This window comes from Funiculus sociatus GB2-C1 (assembly GCF_039962115.1).
Lineage (GTDB): Bacteria > Cyanobacteriota > Cyanobacteriia > Cyanobacteriales > FACHB-T130 > Funiculus > Funiculus sociatus.
In genome coordinates, this window is record NZ_JAMPKJ010000009.1 from 100,845 (window position 1) to 120,211 (window position 19,367).

Annotated in this window: 19 protein-coding genes; 10 read left to right on the plus strand and 9 right to left on the minus strand. The window is 46.1% G+C overall.

Features of this window, described 5'->3' with window-relative positions:
• Nucleotides 1–348: a hypothetical protein gene (locus tag NDI42_RS06880; protein ID WP_190417675.1), complete on the minus strand. Its 348-nt coding sequence runs from the start codon at nt 346–348 to the stop codon at nt 1–3.
• Between the two features lie 211 nt (nt 349–559).
• On the opposite strand from NDI42_RS06880, the gene tmk reads away from it, so the two are divergent.
• The 3 genes from tmk (at nt 560) to moaA (ending at nt 3,381) form a co-directional block, all read left to right on the plus strand.
• Complete coding sequence (gene tmk, locus NDI42_RS06885; protein WP_190459598.1) at nt 560–1,207, plus strand: dTMP kinase; 648 nt, start codon at nt 560–562, stop codon at nt 1,205–1,207.
• A gap of 68 nt (nt 1,208–1,275) precedes the next feature.
• Complete coding sequence (locus tag NDI42_RS06890; protein ID WP_190459600.1) at nt 1,276–2,265, plus strand: DNA polymerase III subunit delta'; 990 nt, start codon at nt 1,276–1,278, stop codon at nt 2,263–2,265.
• Nucleotides 2,266–2,394: 129 nt separating this feature from the next.
• Complete coding sequence (gene moaA, locus NDI42_RS06895) at nt 2,395–3,381, plus strand: GTP 3',8-cyclase MoaA (protein ID WP_190459602.1); 987 nt, start codon at nt 2,395–2,397, stop codon at nt 3,379–3,381.
• Nucleotides 3,382–3,471: 90 nt separating this feature from the next.
• Here moaA and rpsD read toward each other — a convergent pair whose 3' ends face one another.
• The 3 genes from rpsD to NDI42_RS06910 form a co-directional block, all read right to left on the minus strand.
• Nucleotides 3,472–4,080 (minus strand): 30S ribosomal protein S4, encoded by a 609-nt coding sequence (gene rpsD / locus NDI42_RS06900; RefSeq protein WP_190459605.1) that lies wholly within the window; start codon nt 4,078–4,080, stop codon nt 3,472–3,474.
• Nucleotides 4,081–4,397: 317 nt separating this feature from the next.
• Complete coding sequence (locus NDI42_RS06905) at nt 4,398–4,841, minus strand: response regulator (RefSeq protein ID WP_190459607.1); 444 nt, start codon at nt 4,839–4,841, stop codon at nt 4,398–4,400.
• Between the two features lie 2 nt (nt 4,842–4,843).
• Complete coding sequence (locus NDI42_RS06910; RefSeq protein WP_190459609.1) at nt 4,844–9,184, minus strand: PAS domain S-box protein; 4,341 nt, start codon at nt 9,182–9,184, stop codon at nt 4,844–4,846.
• A 348-nt stretch (nt 9,185–9,532) separates the two neighbouring features.
• Between NDI42_RS06910 and NDI42_RS06915 the strand changes: the two genes are divergently transcribed.
• Nucleotides 9,533–10,459 (plus strand): cobalamin-binding protein, encoded by a 927-nt coding sequence (locus NDI42_RS06915; protein ID WP_190459611.1) that lies wholly within the window; start codon nt 9,533–9,535, stop codon nt 10,457–10,459.
• Between the two features lie 272 nt (nt 10,460–10,731).
• Here the strand turns inward: NDI42_RS06915 and NDI42_RS06920 are convergent, their stop codons facing one another.
• On the minus strand, nt 10,732–10,899 hold the full coding sequence (locus NDI42_RS06920) for a hypothetical protein (protein WP_348231386.1): 168 nt from the start codon (nt 10,897–10,899) through the stop codon (nt 10,732–10,734).
• Here NDI42_RS06920 and NDI42_RS06925 point away from each other — a divergent pair.
• The 3 genes from NDI42_RS06925 to NDI42_RS06935 all read left to right on the plus strand — a co-directional run bounded on the left by NDI42_RS06925 (nt 10,899) and on the right by NDI42_RS06935 (nt 13,680).
• On the plus strand, nt 10,899–12,149 hold the full coding sequence (locus NDI42_RS06925) for an MFS transporter (RefSeq protein ID WP_190459613.1): 1,251 nt from the start codon (nt 10,899–10,901) through the stop codon (nt 12,147–12,149). The two genes, NDI42_RS06920 and NDI42_RS06925, sit on opposite strands and share 1 nt — an antisense overlap.
• Before the next feature lie 219 nt (nt 12,150–12,368).
• Nucleotides 12,369–12,995, plus strand: coding sequence for a methyltransferase domain-containing protein (locus NDI42_RS06930; RefSeq protein WP_190459615.1), 627 nt, complete (start codon nt 12,369–12,371; stop codon nt 12,993–12,995).
• A gap of 10 nt (nt 12,996–13,005) precedes the next feature.
• On the plus strand, nt 13,006–13,680 hold the full coding sequence (locus NDI42_RS06935) for an SDR family oxidoreductase (RefSeq protein ID WP_190459616.1): 675 nt from the start codon (nt 13,006–13,008) through the stop codon (nt 13,678–13,680).
• Here NDI42_RS06935 and NDI42_RS06940 read toward each other — a convergent pair.
• A complete protein-coding gene (locus NDI42_RS06940; RefSeq protein ID WP_190459618.1) occupies nt 13,667–14,086 on the minus strand; it encodes a hypothetical protein in 420 nt (139 codons plus the stop codon). The genes NDI42_RS06935 and NDI42_RS06940 overlap by 14 nt on opposite strands.
• A gap of 188 nt (nt 14,087–14,274) precedes the next feature.
• Here NDI42_RS06940 and petN point away from each other — a divergent pair, with 188 nt between their 5' ends.
• The gene (gene petN, locus NDI42_RS06945; RefSeq protein ID WP_190417696.1) at nt 14,275–14,364 is read left to right on the plus strand and encodes a cytochrome b6-f complex subunit PetN; all 90 of its coding nucleotides are present in this window, start codon (nt 14,275–14,277) and stop codon (nt 14,362–14,364) included.
• A 7-nt stretch (nt 14,365–14,371) separates the two neighbouring features.
• A complete protein-coding gene (locus NDI42_RS06950) occupies nt 14,372–14,620 on the plus strand; it encodes a hypothetical protein (RefSeq protein WP_190417775.1) in 249 nt (82 codons plus the stop codon).
• 87 nt (nt 14,621–14,707) lie between these two features.
• On the opposite strand, the gene NDI42_RS06955 is transcribed toward NDI42_RS06950, so the two are convergent.
• On the minus strand, nt 14,708–16,159 hold the full coding sequence (locus NDI42_RS06955) for a RecQ family ATP-dependent DNA helicase (RefSeq protein WP_190459620.1): 1,452 nt from the start codon (nt 16,157–16,159) through the stop codon (nt 14,708–14,710).
• Between the two features lie 31 nt (nt 16,160–16,190).
• Here NDI42_RS06955 and NDI42_RS06960 point away from each other — a divergent pair, with 31 nt between their 5' ends.
• On the plus strand, nt 16,191–16,772 hold the full coding sequence (locus tag NDI42_RS06960) for a Uma2 family endonuclease (protein ID WP_190459622.1): 582 nt from the start codon (nt 16,191–16,193) through the stop codon (nt 16,770–16,772).
• Between the two features lie 29 nt (nt 16,773–16,801).
• On the opposite strand, the gene NDI42_RS06965 is transcribed toward NDI42_RS06960, so the two are convergent.
• Both NDI42_RS06965 and NDI42_RS06970 read right to left on the minus strand, forming a co-directional pair.
• Nucleotides 16,802–17,602: a class I SAM-dependent methyltransferase gene (locus tag NDI42_RS06965; protein WP_190459625.1), complete on the minus strand. Its 801-nt coding sequence runs from the start codon at nt 17,600–17,602 to the stop codon at nt 16,802–16,804.
• A gap of 83 nt (nt 17,603–17,685) precedes the next feature.
• Nucleotides 17,686–19,296: a 2-isopropylmalate synthase gene (locus NDI42_RS06970; RefSeq protein ID WP_190459626.1), complete on the minus strand. Its 1,611-nt coding sequence runs from the start codon at nt 19,294–19,296 to the stop codon at nt 17,686–17,688.
• Between the last annotated feature and the right edge of the window lie 71 nt (nt 19,297–19,367).

Here is a 19,367-nt window from a genome sequence, read left to right on the forward strand (position 1 = left end):
CTATCCGGCTACGCTTTCAACCAGTTGCCAATGGCGATTTTGGGCGATCGCCTGCTGCACCTGGTGGAACATTTGATGACAGTGGTTGTCAACCTGGAGGGGCAATTCTTCGTTTTTAATCACAAAATTCATCCGCACTTCTTGCTCTGTGGCGGTAGATTTATCAATCAGCACCTCGACCGTCACCAGCTTGGCAAAGGAGACGTGGCCTGGTATTTCCCTCGCCATCAGGTAGTCTCCAGTGTTGTAGATAATATCGAAATTGCAGGACTCCAAAACTTCTATGAGCACCTGTTGGAGACGCTCAAGGGGAACTGCAATGATAAATGAACAGGTATAGCGAGCCATTAAATAAACCCCCGAGTCATATCCCTAGACCCTCTCATCATACCGAACCTTAGTTTAGGGTCATAATAAGTATGCTTTCTTCTAAGGCTAGAGCCATTAATAAAGCTTTTATCAGCTTCTAGCATACCAGTCATCTCTCCGGAAAGAACCAGAATAGGACGGAGGGCTGAATGTAAAAGGAAAAAAGTGCTGTGATGATGAGAATTGGGTAATGCAGGGCAAGCTGATTGTGTTTGAGGGAGTCGAAGGTAGCGGTAAAACCACCCAGATACAGCGATCGCGCCATTGGCTTCTGGAAAGGATGAATCAAAAGCCATCCAACGTTGTAGTAACCAGGGAACCGGGAGGGACAACATTAGGCAGTCGTTTGCGCCAATTGTTGCTGCAAGGACACCAGCACCCAATCCAAGACAGGACTGAACTACTAATTTTTGCAGCAGATCGCGCTCAACACGTTGAGGAAGTTATTAACCCGACTCTCTTGGCGGGAGGAATTATTTTGTGCGATCGCTTCACAGATTCCACAATTGCCTATCAAGGTTATGGTCGCGGCCTTAGCCTAGAATTAATCGAGAATATCTGCCAGGTAGCGACCGATGGTAGGACAAGTGACCTCACCCTGTGGCTGGATGTTGATGTCGAAGTTGGTTTAGCACGAGCCAAGGCTCGTGGAACTGCTGACCGGATGGAGCAAGCAGACTTAGCGTTTCATCGACGGGTACAGCAAGGCTTCACCGCATTGGCAGCAGCCCATCCGCATCGGATTGTACGGGTGGATGCCAGTCGCAGCGAGGCAGAAGTACAAGAGCAAATTCAGATGATTTTGACTCAGAAATTTGCCCAATGGTATCCAGACTAATCCTGGGAACGAGAAAATAGATAATCTGTCTCTATTTGCTCCTTTCCCTGCCTTTATCCACCAGTTTAATGAACTTTTTTGCACCACTTGTAGGACAAAATCGAGCCGTTGAGTTACTAACCCAGGCAGTTGCCCAAAACCGGGTTGCACCTGCCTACCTGTTTACTGGGCCAGAAGGTGTTGGCAGAAGTATAGCGGCCCGGTGCTTTGTGGAGCTTCTATTCTGCACCCATCTGGCAAAACTAAATTCCAATACGCTTGCTGACGAGGCAAACATAAAACATGGTTTCGCGTTACAAAAACGCTTGGCTGCTGGCAACCATCCAGATTTGCTGTGGGTGCAGCCGACTTATCTCCACCAGGGGGAAAGATTATCTGCCGCCCAAGCAGCCGAGAAAGGTGTGAAGCGCAAGGCCCCGCCACAAATACGGCTGGAGCAAATTCGGGAAATCGGTCAGTTTTTGGGACGTTATCCTCTGGAGGCACCAAGGAATGTGGTGGTGCTGGAGGCCGCGGAAACAATGGCAGAGGCGGCGGCGAATGGCTTACTCAAAACGCTGGAAGAACCGGGACAGGCAACACTGATTTTGATGGCACCATCAGAGTCCTCGTTGTTACCGACGCTGGTATCGCGTTGTCAGCGGATTCCTTTTTACGGTTTAGATAAGGCGGCGATGAAGCAAGTGCTGCTGCAAACGGGTCACGAAGAGATTTTGAAGCATCCACCAGTGTTAGCGATCGCGCAAGGCAGTCCGGGAAATGCGATCGCATCCTTCACGCAACTCGCCACCATTCCCCCAGACTTACTCCAAGACATTACCCAGTTGCCCAAATCTCATCGCAATGCTCTCCAACTCGCCAAAAAAATTGATAAAACTCTAGATACAGAAGCCCAACTGTGGTTGGTTGATTATTTACAGCACAGTTACTGGCAGCAATTCTTAGACAGAAAAATTTCTAAATTGCCCTTACAGCATCTAGAAAAAGCCCGCGAATATCTCCGGGGCTATGCTCAGCCGCGGCTGGTCTGGGAAGTGACTCTATTAAACATGATTTAAGCCCCAAAGGTTGTCAACGACTGTATCAGGTAAGCTTTCCTCTGGAGCAGTCTTTAGTATGGTGAATATACCCCAGTGTTCCCAGTAGTGGTGATTAACAACAAAACTGGGTAAGGGTCAGCAAATCTTATGAACCAAGTAGATTATCTCCGTATCAGCTTAATTGACCGCTGCAATTTTCGGTGTCAATACTGTATGCCGGAGGGGGCTGAACTTGACTATATTTTGCAGCAGGAGCTGTTAACTAATCAGGAACTGCTTACCCTGCTTAAAGAGGTGTTTATCCCTGTGGGATTTAGTCGGTTTCGCCTGACTGGTGGCGAACCTTTGCTGCGTCCGCGGGTGGTGGAATTGGTAAGCGCGATCGCATCCCTAAGAGAAACCCAAGACCTCTCGATGACCACTAACGCCTTTTTACTTTCCCCGATAGCGCAAGACCTCTACAATGCTGGTTTGCGACGGCTCAATATCAGTCTCGACTCTCTCGATCCAGATACATTTGCCCAAATTAGTGGTAATCGCGGCCGTTCCCGCTGGCAAGAAGTCTGGGATGGAATCCAAGCTGCTCATCGCGTCGGTTTTGATCCCCTGAAACTCAATGTAGTAGTGATTCCTGGTGTCAACGACCACGAAGTTTTAGATTTAGCCGCCCTGACACTTGAGCGACAATGGCACGTCCGGTTTATTGAATTCATGCCCATTGGCAACGACCAGCTTTTTGCGGGAAAGGGTTGGGTGTCCTCTGCGGATTTGCGGCAACGCATTCGCGACGTTTTTGGCTTGACAGAATCTTCCGTCCGTGGTAACGGGCCTGCGGATGTTTTCCAGATCCCCGGAGCCAAAGGTACGCTGGGATTTATCAGTCAGATGTCAGAATGTTTTTGCGATCGCTGTAACCGGATGCGTCTTTCAGCAGACGGCTGGTTGCGCCCCTGTCTGCTCAATGAAACTGGTCAAATTGACCTGAAAACTGCCCTCCGCACTGGCATGGAAATGGCTGAACTACGCGAGAAAGTGCGGCAGTTGCTCTTTCTGAAACCAGAAATTAACTTCAAGCAGCGAGATTCAGGAACGACTGGTGCGTATAGCCGCACCATGTCGCAAATTGGTGGGTAATGGGGGATTGGGAATTGGGGATTGGGGATTGGGGAGAATCTTATCCAGTCCCCAGTCCCTGTCCCTATCCGCCAGTCCCCAGCCCCTTGCTTACGCTTGCCGTGAGTAGTATTCAACCACCAGCAGTTCGTTGATTTGCAGCGCGATCCATTCGCGCTCAATAACGCCATTCACCTTACCAGCCAGCTTGGTTTTGTCAAACTCCAAATGGCTTGGCATATTTGCCAAACCTGGATATTCCAGGTTTGCTTGCACTAAACGACGGGATGCGTCATTGTCGCGGACACCAATCGCCTCTCCAGCGCGACACTGATAGCTAGGAATATTGACTATGCGACCATTAACCGTCACATGACCGTGATTCACTAACTGACGCGCCGCAGGGATCGTGGGAGCCATCCCCAAGCGGAAGACGGTGTTATCCAGACGCATCTCCAACAATTGCAGCAATGCTTGACCCGTTGAACCCGTGGCGCGACGTGCCTTACGCACGTAACGCAGCAGCTGCTTTTCACTCAACCCATAGTTAAAGCGGAGTTTTTGCTTTTCCTCAAGTCGGATAGCATACTCTGAACGCTTTTTGCGGGCTTGCCCGTGCTGACCGGGCGGATATGCGCGACGCGGCGACTTGCGGCTTAAACCAGGCAGTTCACCCAAACGACGCACAACTCTGAGGCGTGGGCCTCTATATCGGGACATATACCTTCCTCTTGGCTATTCTGCTTTAACTTTGCAAAACTTTCATTATACACTCATAAAGAAACTCTAAACCAAAAAATTTTTTGTGCGTTCCCAGACTGAGCGTGGAAACGCTGATAAGCGAGGCTCTGCCTCGGAAATCTGTTTTAGATGAATTTCAGGTTGATTTATGAAAATTTTTCTAATAAGTAAAATAATCTTTCTGTTTCCCGTGCCGGGAAAATATCTAGTTGTAGGGAATCGGAGCCACCCCTTTGCTGTGTTAATAACGCCCTCGGTGCGTGGCGTTTGAGAAACCTCACCCAAGAAATTAGCTACTAGTTAGCTGGTGGCAATTTGACTATGGTCAGCCAGAAGTCTTTTATTGACTGTACCACTTGCAGGAACTGTTCAAGGTCAAGAGGCTTGCTGATGAAACAGTTAGCATGGAAATTGTAGCTGTTGAGAATATCTTGCTCGGCTTGCGAGGAGGTGAGAACTACCACAGGAATATGTTTTAGTTCGTTGTCGCGCTTAATTTCTTCTAGCACTTCAATACCGCTTCGCTTGGGTAAGTTGAGGTCAAGCAAGATAATACCGGGACGAATGGCATTTGTATACTTACCTTCTCTTCGTAGGAAAGCTAGCGCCTCAGCACCATCCCTGACAACATTCATGTGATTCCAAACCATACTTTCTCTAAACGCTTCTTTAGTGAGACGAATATCACCCTCGTTATCTTCAACTAGTAGAATTTCCACTGGTATATCACCCGAATTCACCTTTAATGCACTCCTGTTCGGGGAATTGTAAAGTAAAATACACTTCCCTGCCCCACTTGAGACTCTACCCAGATTTGTCCGCCGTGCCGTTCAACGATTTTTTTGCAGATAGCTAAACCAATCCCTGTTCCGGGATAAGCTTCGCGAGCGTGTAAGCGTTGAAAAATGACAAAGATGCGATCGCACTCTTGGGGATTTAGACCAATGCCGTTATCGCGAACTGAGAAGATCCATTCATTCTCTGTTGGCTGGACACCAATGTGAATCCGAGGGGGAGTATCTTGGCGAAACTTGATAGCATTGCCGATCAAGTTCTGTAACAGTTGACCGAGTTGCGTACTATCTCCCCTAACCGTGGGTAACGGATCGTAAGTGATGATGGCGTTACTTTCATCAATAGCGAATTCCAGATTAGCGATCGCTTCGTGTAACACATCCTCGCACTCGACGGGATCAAACTCGTTGCCTCGCGTTCCCACTCGCGAATACTCCAGCAAATCTTTAATCAACCTTTGCATCCGGTTGGCACCATCTACCGCGAATGTAATAAATTCGTCGGCATCTTCATCTAGTTTCCCTTTGTAACGCCGAGACAAAAGCTGGGTATAGCTGGCAACCATTCGCAACGGCTCCTGCAAGTCGTGGGAAGCGACATAAGCAAATTCTTCCAGTTCAGCATTGGAGCGGGCTAGTTCTTGTGCCTGTTTAGAAAGTGTCTCCTCCATCTGCTTACGCTCGGTAATATCGATGATATAGCACACACCTTGATATTCATTTCCTTCGAGAAGAGCGCCACCAATCAGAACCGGGACGCGCCTGCCATCAGCGCGAATGAATTCCTTCTCGAAAGGTGTACAAATTCCGGTAGCTGCTACCTCTTGGAGTTTTTGCTCATCCAGCGCTTTGTATTCCAGAGGTGTCATGTCTTTCCAAAGCACTTTCCCGGAAAGCAAATCCTCCCGCGTGTAGCCGATCATCCCCAAAAAAGCATCGTTGGCTTCGGTAACGTTGCCGAAAACATCCCAGAAGTTGATGCCAATCATGTTGGAATCAACAACCCGCCTAAACCGCGTCTCACTTTCTCGCAGGGCCGACTCCATCTGCTTGCGATCGTGGATATCTGTAGAAGTTCCGAGCCACTTGACAATCTGCCCATCCTGGTCATGCAGAGGCACTATCCGATTCAGGTGCCAGCGATATTGTCCATCAAGCGATCGCTTCAGGCGATGTTCGCCTTCGTAACTTATGCCCCTGCCAACAGCGTGATACCAGTCGCGGCGAATTTGCTGTCGATCATCCGGATGCACCGCAGATACCCATTTGTAGCCCAGACTTTCTTGTAGAGTTAAACCAGTATAATCAACCCAGCGCTGATTGAAGTAATCGCAACTACCATCTGGCTGTGCAGAAAACACGATCTGTGGCATCGCTTCGGCTAAAGAACGATAGCGTTGCTCGTTTGCCTGAGCCAACTCACGAGCAGCCTGTTCCCGCAACAAAAGGTGGGCGCGTTCTTCTTCTGAGAGCTTGCGTTCGGTAATGTCCCACCAAGAACCGACAACTTCTATCGGGTTGCCAGCTTCATCCCGCACCAGTTTTAATTCGTCGTGCATCCAGCGATAGGTACCATCCGGACGTAGGAAGCGGTATTCATGATTATGATGCCCGCGCTCAAATAGGTTTGACAGCCCAGCAAGAATATCCGGTCTATCCTCCGGGTGAATATGGTTCATCCAGAAGCCGGAATCCTCGATAAATTCCCGCGCTTCATAGCCAAGTTGCGAGATGACGTTCTCGCTAATGAAGGTGGCACCGTAATCATTTGAAGCCTTGCAGCTATAGATTACAGCTGGGCTAGAAGTGAGTAGATGTTGTAGTCGCTCCTCGGCTATCTGGCGCTCAAGGATTTCAATTTTTAAGTGTTCATTAGCCAGCGTTAGCTCAGATGTACGCTCTTTTACTCTGCTCTCAAGCTCTGCATTCAGTTTTTGTAAAGCTTCCTCGGCTTGTTTGCGCTGGGTGATGTCGGTGGAAATGCCACAAACGGCATAAGGGACACCACTAGAGTCATAAAGGGGAAATTTGATGGAAAGATAAGTGTGTATCCCGTCGTCAAGAGGAACACTTTCTTCAATCTCTAAAGAAGTTGTGGCTTGAAGTACATTCAAGTTATTTTCGGCAAATCTATCGGCTATCTCCAATGGCCAAATGTCGTACAGGCTTTTACCTACAATCTGCTCTTTAGGAACCCGGAACAATTCTTCATACCTGCGATTGACCAACTGGTATTTATTCTGAGTATCAGTTAAGTAAATGAACGCTGGGGAGTTATCTAAAATTGCCTGTAGGCGCTGTTGGCTTTCTCTCAGTTCCTCCTGAGCCTTTTTACTCTCAGTGATGTCGCTGCCAATTCCCAGAAACCCGGTGATGTTCCCCTCTGCGTCGTGTAAAGCTGTCACCGACAGCAGCATTCTAGAACGGCGGCCATCTTTACAGATATAAGTCCACTCCTGCTCGTCTGTTTCTCCGAGACGAGCTTTGGCAATAAGAACCTCGAATAATGGGAACTGCTCCGCTTGTTCCCCAAGCAAGAGCGATCGCTGCTTTAATTCCTCTGTATCATGAAATATGGCGGGGGTTGTTTTCCCCACTACTTCTTCGGCAGCATATCCTAATAAGGCTTCAGCCGCTCGATTAAAGGTAAGAATTGTGCCATCTACTGAAGTAGAAATAATTGTGTAATTGGCACCATCTAAAATTGCCCGTTGCAGGCTGGTTGTCCTTTGCAAAGCCGCTTCCGCTGCTTTACGTTCTTGTATTTGCTCTTGCAAATCTGCATTAGCTAATGCTAGTTCTGCCGTTCTTTCTTGAACGCGAATTTCTAATTCTTCGGTGGCTTTTCGCAACGCTGACTCTACTTGTTGGCGATCGCTAATATCTTCGGCAATGCCGACAATACGGTAAACTTGCCCTTGGGCATTACGAATGGGGAAAGCGCGATCGCGTATCCAGCATTGTTGACCGTTTGGCTGAATAATCCGGTATTGTTCATCATACTCGCCTGAAGCTTGTTTGGCGAAATCAGCGAGGATGCGATCGCGATCTTCCTCATGGATAGCATCCACAAAAGATTTAGGTTGCTCGTAAAGACTCTCTCGCGTGCGTCCCCAAATTTCTTCGTATGCAGGATTAATGTAGATTATCTTGTTCTTATCCGGGTCACTCATCCAGAATACTTCCCGGATATTATTAGTAATCTGACGGAAGCGTTCTTCACTCTCCTGTAGCGCCACTAAAGCTTGTTGACGTTCGACGATTTCACTTGCTAATTGTTCGTTAGAGCGTTTCAATTCTGTCATGTTATGCTCGATTCGCTCCTCCAGTTCTGCATTGAGTTGGCGAAGTTCCTCTTCTGCTTTTTGCCGCTGCTCGTCTATAGTATTTAATGATTTGGCATTTCCCCAAATCAAAATACTAAAAATCACCAGATTCATCACTCCAATTACTGTAAATCCTTCTTCGGCATTAACCTTATCGTGACGATAACCGACGAGGATAAACCACGATAAGATTGGCGGAATCAGAATTACAGCTAAAGATAAACGCCTCGCCATCATGCCGCCAGCGTTATTGCTGGTGATGACCGCCATCAATCCTTTGTCCGGACAAGCAAATAAAATCCCGATACTCAACAGCATGAACGCGATCGCACTGTGCAGCGCTATTTTGGTGTAGACACTAATTCCGTAAAATGAGGAAATGCCATATAAATACCCCAAAAAAGCCAGCCATCCGACTAAAAAAGCCGCGATGCTCAACATCTGAGCAAAATGATAATTGGGACGTTTTCTTAATAGTAATATCTGGGAAACGCCAAGAATGAGAAAATTTAGAGCTGTATTAAATGCCATCCTGCCTGGAGGGAAACTGTGAATGGCATTAATTGAGTCTTTTATCAGTAATTTATCGATACCGAAGTCTACGCTAAACCCATATTGTATCAACGTCAATAAACCAATTAAAGCAACGATAAAAGGTAAAACTAAATGATAAATCGGGACTCTTGAATCTTGACTATTAACTTTTGAAAATTCGCCAATTTCCAGTTTATTCATTTTTACCTTTCGCCTCTTGCCTTCTTTATACAGGGAAGCACCTGCGAGGATAAACAAAAGTGCTGCGTTGGCTTTCATTGTCACAAATCCCGGAAAAACGCTCTTGAGGATGGTAATGTCAAAAATCCATCCGATTATGACAAGACAGCCAATTGCAAATACAATAATACTGGCAGATTGAGAGATTGATTGCAGGTATTTGCTCAGACGCAAGTTAGTTTGCTGCATAATTTTGGGTTGGCTTTGATAGTGTATGTTGTTAGTTTTAAGTTGTTATAGAAATGCTTGCCGGAGTTGGAGAAAATAATGAACCGCAAAGAACGCAAAGAGCGCCAAGGAAGAGAAAGAAGAGAGACAGACGATTTTATGGAGGATTTAGGATTGTTATAAGTAGATGGATATAATTATTATGGGTACGACGCGAGCGTTACCTATCAAACCCCAGTCAATGTTGGGTTTCGTTCCTCAAGCATTCCCTATATCAGATGTTTAGTTTAATTATGTCTACATACTTAGTTATTTTTCTAATAAGAAGTGATCCTAATCACTGACAATTGATGAATTGACTAAAAAATAATGAAACAAAAAGAATTGAAACTTGTCTCTCTTATTCCGAGTGCTACCGAAATTTTAGCGATATTGGGGCTGACTGATGCTATTGTTGGGCGATCGCATGAATGCGACTATCCAAGAGAAATCCAAAATCTACCTGTCTGTACTCAGCCTAAATTTAATCCTGAAGGCAGCAGTCCAGAAATTCACGATCGCGTTACGGATTTGTTGCAATCGGCTCTGAGTGTCTATAAAGTTGAAACCGACATTCTAGAACAGCTGCAACCTACGCACATTGTTACTCAAGCTCAATGTGAAGTGTGTGCTGTTAGTCTGGCAGAAGTTGAGAAAGCTGTTGCCAGTCTTACCCATAGTCAGGCGCAAATTATTTCGTTACAGCCCAATTTCTTGAGCGATGTCTGGGATGATATTGCCAGAGTTGCTGCGGCTTTGGGGGTGGAATCGCAACCAGTTCTGACTGGGTTACAATCTCGGATTGATGGTTGTGTGGAAAAGACGCGATCGCTATCCTTAACAACTCGTCCCACTGTTGCTTGTATCGAGTGGATCGATCCATTGATGGCGGCGGGAAATTGGATTCCAGAATTAGTCAAAATGGCGGGAGGAGAATCGCTGTTTGGTGTTGCGGGAGAGCATTCTCCGTGGTTGAAGTGGGAAGAGATGGCGATCGCAAACCCTGCCATAATTATCTTCATGCCCTGTGGTTTCGACTTAAGCCGCACCCGTTCTGAAGCAATTGAGGTAATTCAGCGTCCCGAATGGCAAAGCTTGCAAGCTGTACAAACTGGCAGAATCTATCTTACCGATGGCAACGCCTACTTCAACCGTCCCGGCCCTAGATTAGTAGACTCTTTGGAGATATTAGCCGAAATTATCCATCCAGACATCTTCCACTTCGGATATCAAGGCACTGGATGGGAGTTTTTGTAACCTTTTTAATCTTCTTGAGAATCCCCGAAATAGCATTTCGGGGATTTTTCGTTTACGAAGCCGACTTGAATGTGTAGATTTTCTCGCTACACATTCGATTCATTGGGAAATTGAATGCGATCGCACAGCCATAAAACAACTTTGTGGGATTAAAAGATTTCTGGTAAGTTCTAGCTTTGTGGATAGCCTGCTTTAATAATTCATATAAAAAATTCTGTATCTAAATATACAATTTTTATTTAAATCATGACATCTATCAAGTTATCCTGACATTAACAAATAGCTTCTACACCTGCAAAACTTGTGAGTTCTAGAGTTGGGAAGGCATTCCAAGCTTTCACCAGGCTATTGCCTTTGGTTGCTGGCGTTGGCACTCCAGCTAAGTTCTCAGATTTTAGTCGTCTGTGAAATGTGATGTGAGTTGAAATCTCCCAAATCAATGCCGAAATCCAAAGAATCTTTTAATCACTTACCCCATACCGAATCAGCCGATCTCGGGATTCGCCTAAAGCAGCATAAAGACCTGTTTTTATTGCTTTCAATCGCGGCGGGGCTAATTTTTCTACAGGGGTACATGATTGCTCCCCTGATTCCACGTTTGGCTGAAGTTTTTAATGTTCCGGTTCAGGAAATCGGCTTTATCGTTCCAGCCTATATGCTGTCCTATGCACTGATGGCATTATTCTTCGGCCTCCTGTCCGATCGCTTTGGTCGATGGTCTATTATTCGCATCTCGCTTGCTCTTTTTGTCATTTGCACTGCTTTAACTGCCACCGCTCAAACTGCTTCGCAGATGGCAACCTGGCGGCTATTAACCGGGATTGGAGCAAGTGGTGTGATTCCTCTTACCTTCGCCTTAATTGGCGATTTATTCCCGTTTAATCAGCGAGGTGGCAAGCTAGGATTGGTGTTTGCAGCAATGGAAGGGGGAATGGCAGCAGGCTCTGCGGGGGGAGCGATTCTTGAGCCATTTGTCGGTTGGCGATCGCTCTTTATAGGTACTGCTGTGCTTGCTGCTGTTGTCCTTTGGCGGCTTCATCCTTACGGCTCTTTATTTGATACACCAAAAGTCACGAAATTACCGACTATTCGCCAAATATTTAGGGGATACAGCCAGATATTAGCCACCTTTCGGGGAAAACGTACATATATTTATGTTCTGTGGAATGGTATTTACCACTCTGGGGTATATACATGGCTAGGGTTGTATTTATCGCAACGGTACAACATGGATGCCTTGAGCATTGGTTTAAACATTCTTGGGTACGGCATTCCCGGATTATTGCTGAGTTCTCTAATTGGTCAAGCCGTGGATCGGTGGGGACGGCGTTGGCTAGTTCCAGCCGGGTTGGTCATGGCTGCTCTGGCTGGGATTGGAATGATTTTTGAGATTCCGCCAATCGGAACGACGATCGCAGTTCTTATTTTGTCTTTAGGGTATGACCTGACTCAACCGTTGTTTGTCGGAATTGTGACCGATCTCGGAGATGACAACAATTTGGGGCAAACGATGGGACTGAAGGTATTTACTCTCTTTACTGGATTTGGTGTAGGCAGTTTCATATTTGGAGAGCTACTGCGCTTTGGATTTGGGCCTTCTCTTGCGATCTTTGGTGGCATTCAGTTGATAGCTGGTTTGATCGCAGTCCCACTATTCTGGCAGGAAGTCCCCTCTCGATTACGGGGTTAGCCACTGTTGCCCAAACCAATGTTGCCTACATCAATACTGCTCAAATCAATGCGATTAGTGCTGGTAAGAGGATGTCTGAAAAGTCATAATCGAGACGCTTAGAGGGTGGAGATTCCCTTAAATCCCTCTGAACAAAGGGTGCTGGGGGGATCAAGCTAATTTTTGACACTTCTCAGACATCCTCTAAGATTTTAGTATGTTTGAGGAAAGGGAGGGAGTGTGGAACAACACGAGCATCTGACAATTGCGGAGTACCAGGCGACGGCGGAATCTTTCCGGGATGGAACTTGGGATCACGATGTCTCTCAAAATCGCGATGCTCTGGTAGCGGCTATGCCTAAGATACCTGGTAAGATACTCGACTTAGGCTGTGGGCCTGGGCGTGACTTGGTTGCTTTTAAGCGTCAGGGGCATACGGTGATTGGTTTGGATGCCACACCAGCGTTTGTGGAGATGGCGCAACAGGCGGCAGATTGTGAGGTTTGGCAACAGTCGTTTCTCCGGCTTGAGTTACCTCCAGAAACTTTTGATGGCATTTTTGCCAATGCTTCTTTGCTTCACGTTCCCCGTGCGGAAATGGTTAGGGTGTTGAAAGATTTGCATCAAACACTTGTTCCTGGCGGCGCAATTGTTATTTCTATTTGTCGCGGCGATGATGAGGGTTATAGCGTTCGTCCAACTGGTTATCGTTATGTTGTTGGTTGGGAATATGAAACTTTAACTGCTTGTCTAGAAAAAGCTGATTTTGAAATTTTGCACCACTACTATCGTCCGCCTGGTTTGCCCTGCGAGGCTCAATCTTGGCTGGTGATGGTGGCAAGAAGAAAAGTTTTGAGTTGTTTGTAGGAATTTGCAGATGATGGCTGAATCATACATTTTTATAGGTGGGGCAAGTCGGGGTGTAGGTAGAGAAATTGCCAATTACTTAACAGGGGAAAATCAAAAGGTAAAGGCAATGTTGCGCTCCGATCAGTCTCGCGCTGATTTGGAAGGGATTGGAATTAAAGTAGTAATGGGAGATGCCCTAAATGTTGCCTCTGTGGAGCAGGCAATGCTGGGAGAATCGATTCATGCTGTAATTAGTACCATTGGCGGTTTACCTAAAGACGGCGAAAGGGCTGATTATTTGGGCAACAAAAATCTCATAGATGCGGCGGTGAAAGCGGGGGTGAAAAAGTTTATCTTAGTTTCTTCTATTGGCAGTGGCAATAGTGTTGTTGCTTTGCCGCCGCAAGCTTTAGAAACTCTAAAACCAGTTTTAATAGAAAAAGAGAAAGCTGAGCAATATTTGATTGAAAGCGGACTTATTTACACAATTATTCGCCCTGGTGGGCTGAAGTCTGAACCTGCAACTGGTAACGGAGTTTTAACGGAAGATCCGCGAGTTGCGGGAACAATTCATCGGGCTGATGTGGCGCAATTGGTTTGTCGATGTCTTGAGTCTGATACTGCTAATAATAAAGTTTTGTCAGCTGTTGACAGAAATATGATGTATGGGCAAGCTGAGTTTGAGGAGTTTAGCTTGACTTGAAGGGTTTTAGCCAGCTGCGATAAATTGCTAAGTCGAGGGTGAAACGAGCGATCGCAAACAGCAAGATACTCTCAACTCCCAGTAGAGCATACAACCAGAAGGTATCGGGGAAATTTAGCCCAACCTCTATTTGCCCTAACCCTCGCACCAACCCAAAGGCAAACACAGCGCCAGTTTTGAGATGCGAGTTGCGGTCTTCCCGAATAATATAGCGGTAGGTGACACCAAAGAGAAAACCGCTCAAAAGAGCGATCGCTATCTTCACCAGTAAATTAAAACCGGTCGCGATCTGTATCTGTGACAGTAAATTATTGCCCAGCGTGACAATACTATAAGTCAGGAAAACGGACACTGCCGCTAGGGTTCCTGCTTTGATAGACTCAATTCGCTCTTTTGGATCAAACATAATGGGGACTGGGGGCTGGGGGCTGGGTACTAGGGACTAGGAACTGGGGGCTGGGTACTAGGGACTAGGGACTAGGGGCTGAGTAAAATTCTTCCCAATCCCCAATCCCCAATAAAGTGCCATAGAAGTCTCAGATTGAATTATCATATGGCTTGGAGACATTTCGTAATGGTTTTTACTATATAGCTATGGATATTTTGTCGTTGGGTTGGGTGACGGTTCTGGTTCTGTTTACGTGGTCGATTGCAATGGTAGTTTGGGGTCGTAACGGCTTCTAAAAGCATCGTGGAAACTTCTGTCGTTAGTGTTTTAGGTCTTGTTACCTTTGCGTTGCTGTTTATAGTCAGTGGCGGTGTCGTTTATCTGACGCTGGCGGAGTGGCGCGATCGCCGTCGTCAGGAGAAAGAAAAACGAGAAAATAAGTTGCCCGGCGCTGGTCGTCGTCAGGAGAAAGAAAAACGAGTGGAAAAGGTGCGCGATCGCCGTCAGGAGAAAGAAAAACGAGTGGAAAAGGTGCGCGATCGCCGTCGCTAGACTGTGGCTAAAGGCGAAACTCCAAGGGAACCCCACCTCCAGCCCTCTCTCCGCAAGCGGAGATGGGGTTAGGGTAGGGTTCTTTTTTCAATTGCAATTATCGCAGTGTCCGCATCGCCACCCAGCCGCCTCTTTTGCAAAGCCAAAAGCTTGTAACAAAAACTGCCAACGGCATTCTCGTGTAGTAAGATATTGCGTCATTTGAGACTGAAACTGCTGCTGCTGCGCGTTCAATTCGCCAAAGGAGCAAGATTTTCCTGATTGATGGCGAATATAATGAAACGGGCTTTGCCATTCTAATTGTCCGGCGCTGTGGAGTAGGGAGAGAGCAATTGCACCGTCGCGAAACTGCTTCGCCACCGTTGCTACTTCGCCTTGAGTTGGTAGTTTGGAAGCAATAGCTTGAGCTTCTTGGTATTGCGATCGCATCTTTCCCGCAAAAAATTCCCGTCTCTGCTTATCCTCCGGGTTCAGCCACCCCGTAGCCTCGCTAACTAATGTTAAAGCTTCCGCAGGCTTCCCATCTCGTCCAGCTCTCCCAACTTCCTGCACGTACTCGGAAAGCAGCAAAGGCGAATGGTAGTGAATTACCCAGCGGACATCAGGCTTATTGATGCCCATACCAAAGGCACAAGTACAGACGACAAAAGGCATTTTACCACCCAGCCAACTCGCTTCTATTTCGCGACGTTCCTCCGGACTCAACCCTGCATGATAAGCTGCTGTTGCATAACCTTTTTGCCGTAGCAATTCGGTTAATTCTTCGCTATCTCGCCGTGTGCGGACGTAAACTAAGCCTGCTTGGTTTGGTCTTGCCTGAATAAACTTTAACATCCCTTGGCGGCGACCTCTGGGTGTCCAAATAGTTTGAACTTTAAGGTGCAGATTTTGCCGATAAGGACTTATTTGGAAAGCAGCGGGTTTTTGTAGTTGTAAGACTTGCTGGATGGTTGCTCTAGCTTTTGGATCGGCTGTGGCGGTGAAGGCTGCGATCGCTATTTTGGTACCAGCTGGCTTTGATTTTAACAGAGCTGGACGCACTGCACCCAATCTTCTATAAGCTGGGCGAAAAGTTTCTCCCCACTGCACCAAGCAATGCGCCTCATCCAAAATTAATCCATTAATTTCTAGCTGCGGTTGACACAACTTTTCCCACACTGGCGCACTCAGCAAAGTTTCTGGCGACAAATACAATAGCCGTAACTTTTCCAAATTTTGCAGAGTTTTCTTGCGTTCCCAAGTGGGTAATTCACTATGCAAAAGAGCAGCTGGCAACTTGCGATCGCGCAATTCTTGCACTTGATTTTCCATCAGCGCCACCAAAGGCGAAATCACCAACGTTAACCCATATTGAAGTAAAGCTGGAAGTTGAAAACAAATAGATTTCCCGCCGCCAGTTGGCATCACAATTAAAGCATCACGCTTTTCTAATAAACTGCGAATAATTTCTCCCTGTGGCGGACGAAAATCATCGTATCCCCAGATTCTTTTGAAAGCTGCGCGAACCTCTTGCCAAGATGTTGTATCAGAATTATACATAATGGTAGTAGATGCCGAAAATAGTAAATTTATGAATACCCTAATTTTGAATATACCTTCTGCTGTTAAGCTGACAGATGAACAATTTTATCAAATTTGTCTGGCAAATCCAGATTTAAGACTGGAACTAACTGCACAAGGAGAACTGATAGTTATGCCACCAACTGGCGGAGAAACTGGTAGACGTAACTTTAGCTTAAACGGTCAGCTTTGGCTATGGAATCGCCAAACAAATCAGGGTGTTGCTTTCGACTCCTCAACTGGTTTTAAATTACCCAATGGTGCAACTCGTTCTCCTGATATCAGTTGGGTAAAGCAAGAACGCTGGGATGCTTTAACTGCTGAACAAAAAGCAGAATTTCCACCCCTTTGTCCTGACTTTGTGCTGGAATTGCGTTCTGCAAGTGATTCTCTGTCTAAAGCAAGAGAGAAAATGCAAGAATACCTTGACAATGGCTGTCGTTTGGGGTGGTTAATTGATCCACAAAATCAACGTGTGGAGATTTATCGACAAGATCGGGAAGTAGAAATTATCGAGTCTCCTACAACTTTATCTGGTGAAGAAGTGCTATCTGGATTTGTACTAGATTTAACGCAAATTTTCAGTATTTGAAAGCGCGATCGCGTCCTCTACCGTTAAATTTATTTCGTCGCCACCACAGCCAAATTCCAAGCAAAACGCTTCATTAAAGGAATATTTTTTACTACACTATCTAGCGTTTCTAATCGCTGATATGTCGGCTTTAATCTTTCCTGTTCAATAATAATTTTCTTCCAGTAACGCTCCTTATTTGGATCGACTTTTTCAATCAAATAGAAGCGCAAGAAAATCCACAGGGTCGCTAGCCAAAACGTATCATAAGACGTTTCTGAAAACTCGGATTTGACAAAATTGACAATATTAATATCCAGGGGTGTTTCATCTTCAGTTCGCACCTTAGTAGCCATCCGCCGATAAACATTAATAACTGGATTGTGCTTCAAAGGGTCCCAAAAACAAGCTTTTCCACCAGGCTTGAGAACCCGGTGCATTTCCCTAATAGCGAGTTTCGGATTAGGCAAATGGTGCAGCAAATTCGAGGCGTAGACGATATCAAAACTATTATCAGGGCAATCGAGAGCGATCGCATTCATAGTTCGCCCCTCAATCTCCACCCCATTAGCAGCTGCCAGTTGCAGTGCCACTTCCACCATACCCGGAGAATAATCAGATGCTAAGCATAGGGCCCCTTTCCTGGCAAAATAGACGCTATTTTCACCAGCACCACACCCTAAATCTAAAAGTCGCTTACCTCTAATATCCCCTAATTGCTTGAGGATAAATCGATTTTCTGGCGCGGTACAAGCTTCAAAGTAATCTTTAACTTTAATTCCTTCTACATCTATAGTAGATGCCCATTGATCGTGAAATTTTTTCTCTTTGTCAAAAATATCTTCTTTCATGGTTGGTATTAAGAAATAAAAGCAAAGGTACGCAAAGGATTTTCTTACTCTGCGTACCTTTGTGTCAAGCTCTGCGCCTACGTTTACAATTTCTGATAAGTCACGGGTTCCCGTCCTTCCTGAGCTTGTAAAGCTGAGTAAAGGCGATTCAAGGCGTTGAGATAAGCTTGGGCGGAGGCAACGATGATATCGGTGTTCGCCGCATGACCGGAAAATACCCGTTCTCCGTGCTTCAGGCGAATGGTTACTTCCCCGATAGCATCAATTCCGGCAGTTACAGATTGAACGGAAAACTCAATCAGTTGGTTGGGTACGTTCACCACACGGTTGATTGCCTTATACACGGCATCTACTGGCCCCGTACCAATAGCGGCATCAGTTAGTTCTTCACCTGCGGGAGTGCGGAGTGTTACTGTGGCTGTGGGCTGGGAGTTGCTGCCGCAGGATACCTGCACCAATTCTAAGCGGAAAATTTCGGGAGCTTGTTGGGTTTCGTCGTTAGCGATCGCTTCCAAATCCCAGTCGGTGATTTCTTTCTTTTTATCCGCCAATTCTTTGAACTTCAGAAATGCTTTATTTAACTCGCTATCAGTTAGTTCAAAGCCCAATTCTTTAAGTCTGGCGCTGAAGGCATGGCGGCCAGAATGTTTGCCTAATACAATCTGATTATCTGTTAATCCGATGGATTGGGCATCCATGATTTCATAAGTCAGTTTGTTTTTTAGAACCCCATCCTGGTGAATTCCTGACTCGTGAGCAAAGGCATTCGCGCCGACAATTGCTTTATTTGGCTGCACCAACATCCCAGTCAAATTAGAAACTAATCGGGATGTCTTGTAAATTTGGCGCGTATCAATATTTGTCAGCGGTTCTTCTGAATCTTCTGAACGTCCCAAAAATGGATTGTAATATTGCCGACGCACATGGAGAGCCATCACCAATTCTTCTAAAGAAGCATTTCCAGCACGTTCGCCAATGCCGTTAATAGTACATTCCAGCTGACGCGCTCCATTTTTCACAGCTTCCAAGAAGTTAGCTACAGCCAAACCTAGATCGTTGTGACCGTGAACTGAAATAATTGCTTGGTCAATGTTGGGAACGTTTTCTTTAATTCCCCGAATTAAATCCCCAAATTCGCTGGGAGTCATGTAACCCACAGTATCGGGAATGTTAACAGTTTTCGCACCAGCAGCAATTGTTCTTTCTAGCACTTGGTAAAGAAACTCTGGGTCAGAACGTGCTGCATCCATTGGAGAGAATTCTACATCGTCCATGAAGGATTTGGCATAAGCGACCATTTCTTCTGCGATCGCTAACACTTCAGCCCTAGATTTTCTTAGCTGATACTCCAAGTGAATATCTGATGTCGAAATAAACGTGTGAATTCTACCCTTCGCCGCTGGTTTTAGCGCTTCGGCTGCTGCTTCGATATCCGCTTTAATTGCTCTTGCCAAACTACAGATAACTGGGCCATCTTCTGTCCCTACTGTTTTAGCAATTTTCTGCACAGCCTCAAAATCCCCAGGGCTTGCATAAGCAAAACCCGCTTCAATTACATCCACGCCTAAACGCGCCAGTTGTCGCGCAATGCTCAACTTTTCGTCTACATTTAGGGTGGCTCCGGGACACTGTTCGCCATCCCGAAGAGTGGTATCGAAAATTACGATTCTGCCTTGGTTTGATTGATTTTCCATAGTAATTGGTCAGTTGTCAGTTGTTCTCGATCAATTTCTAATACCTAATTGGTAATTTTTCATCCCCATTA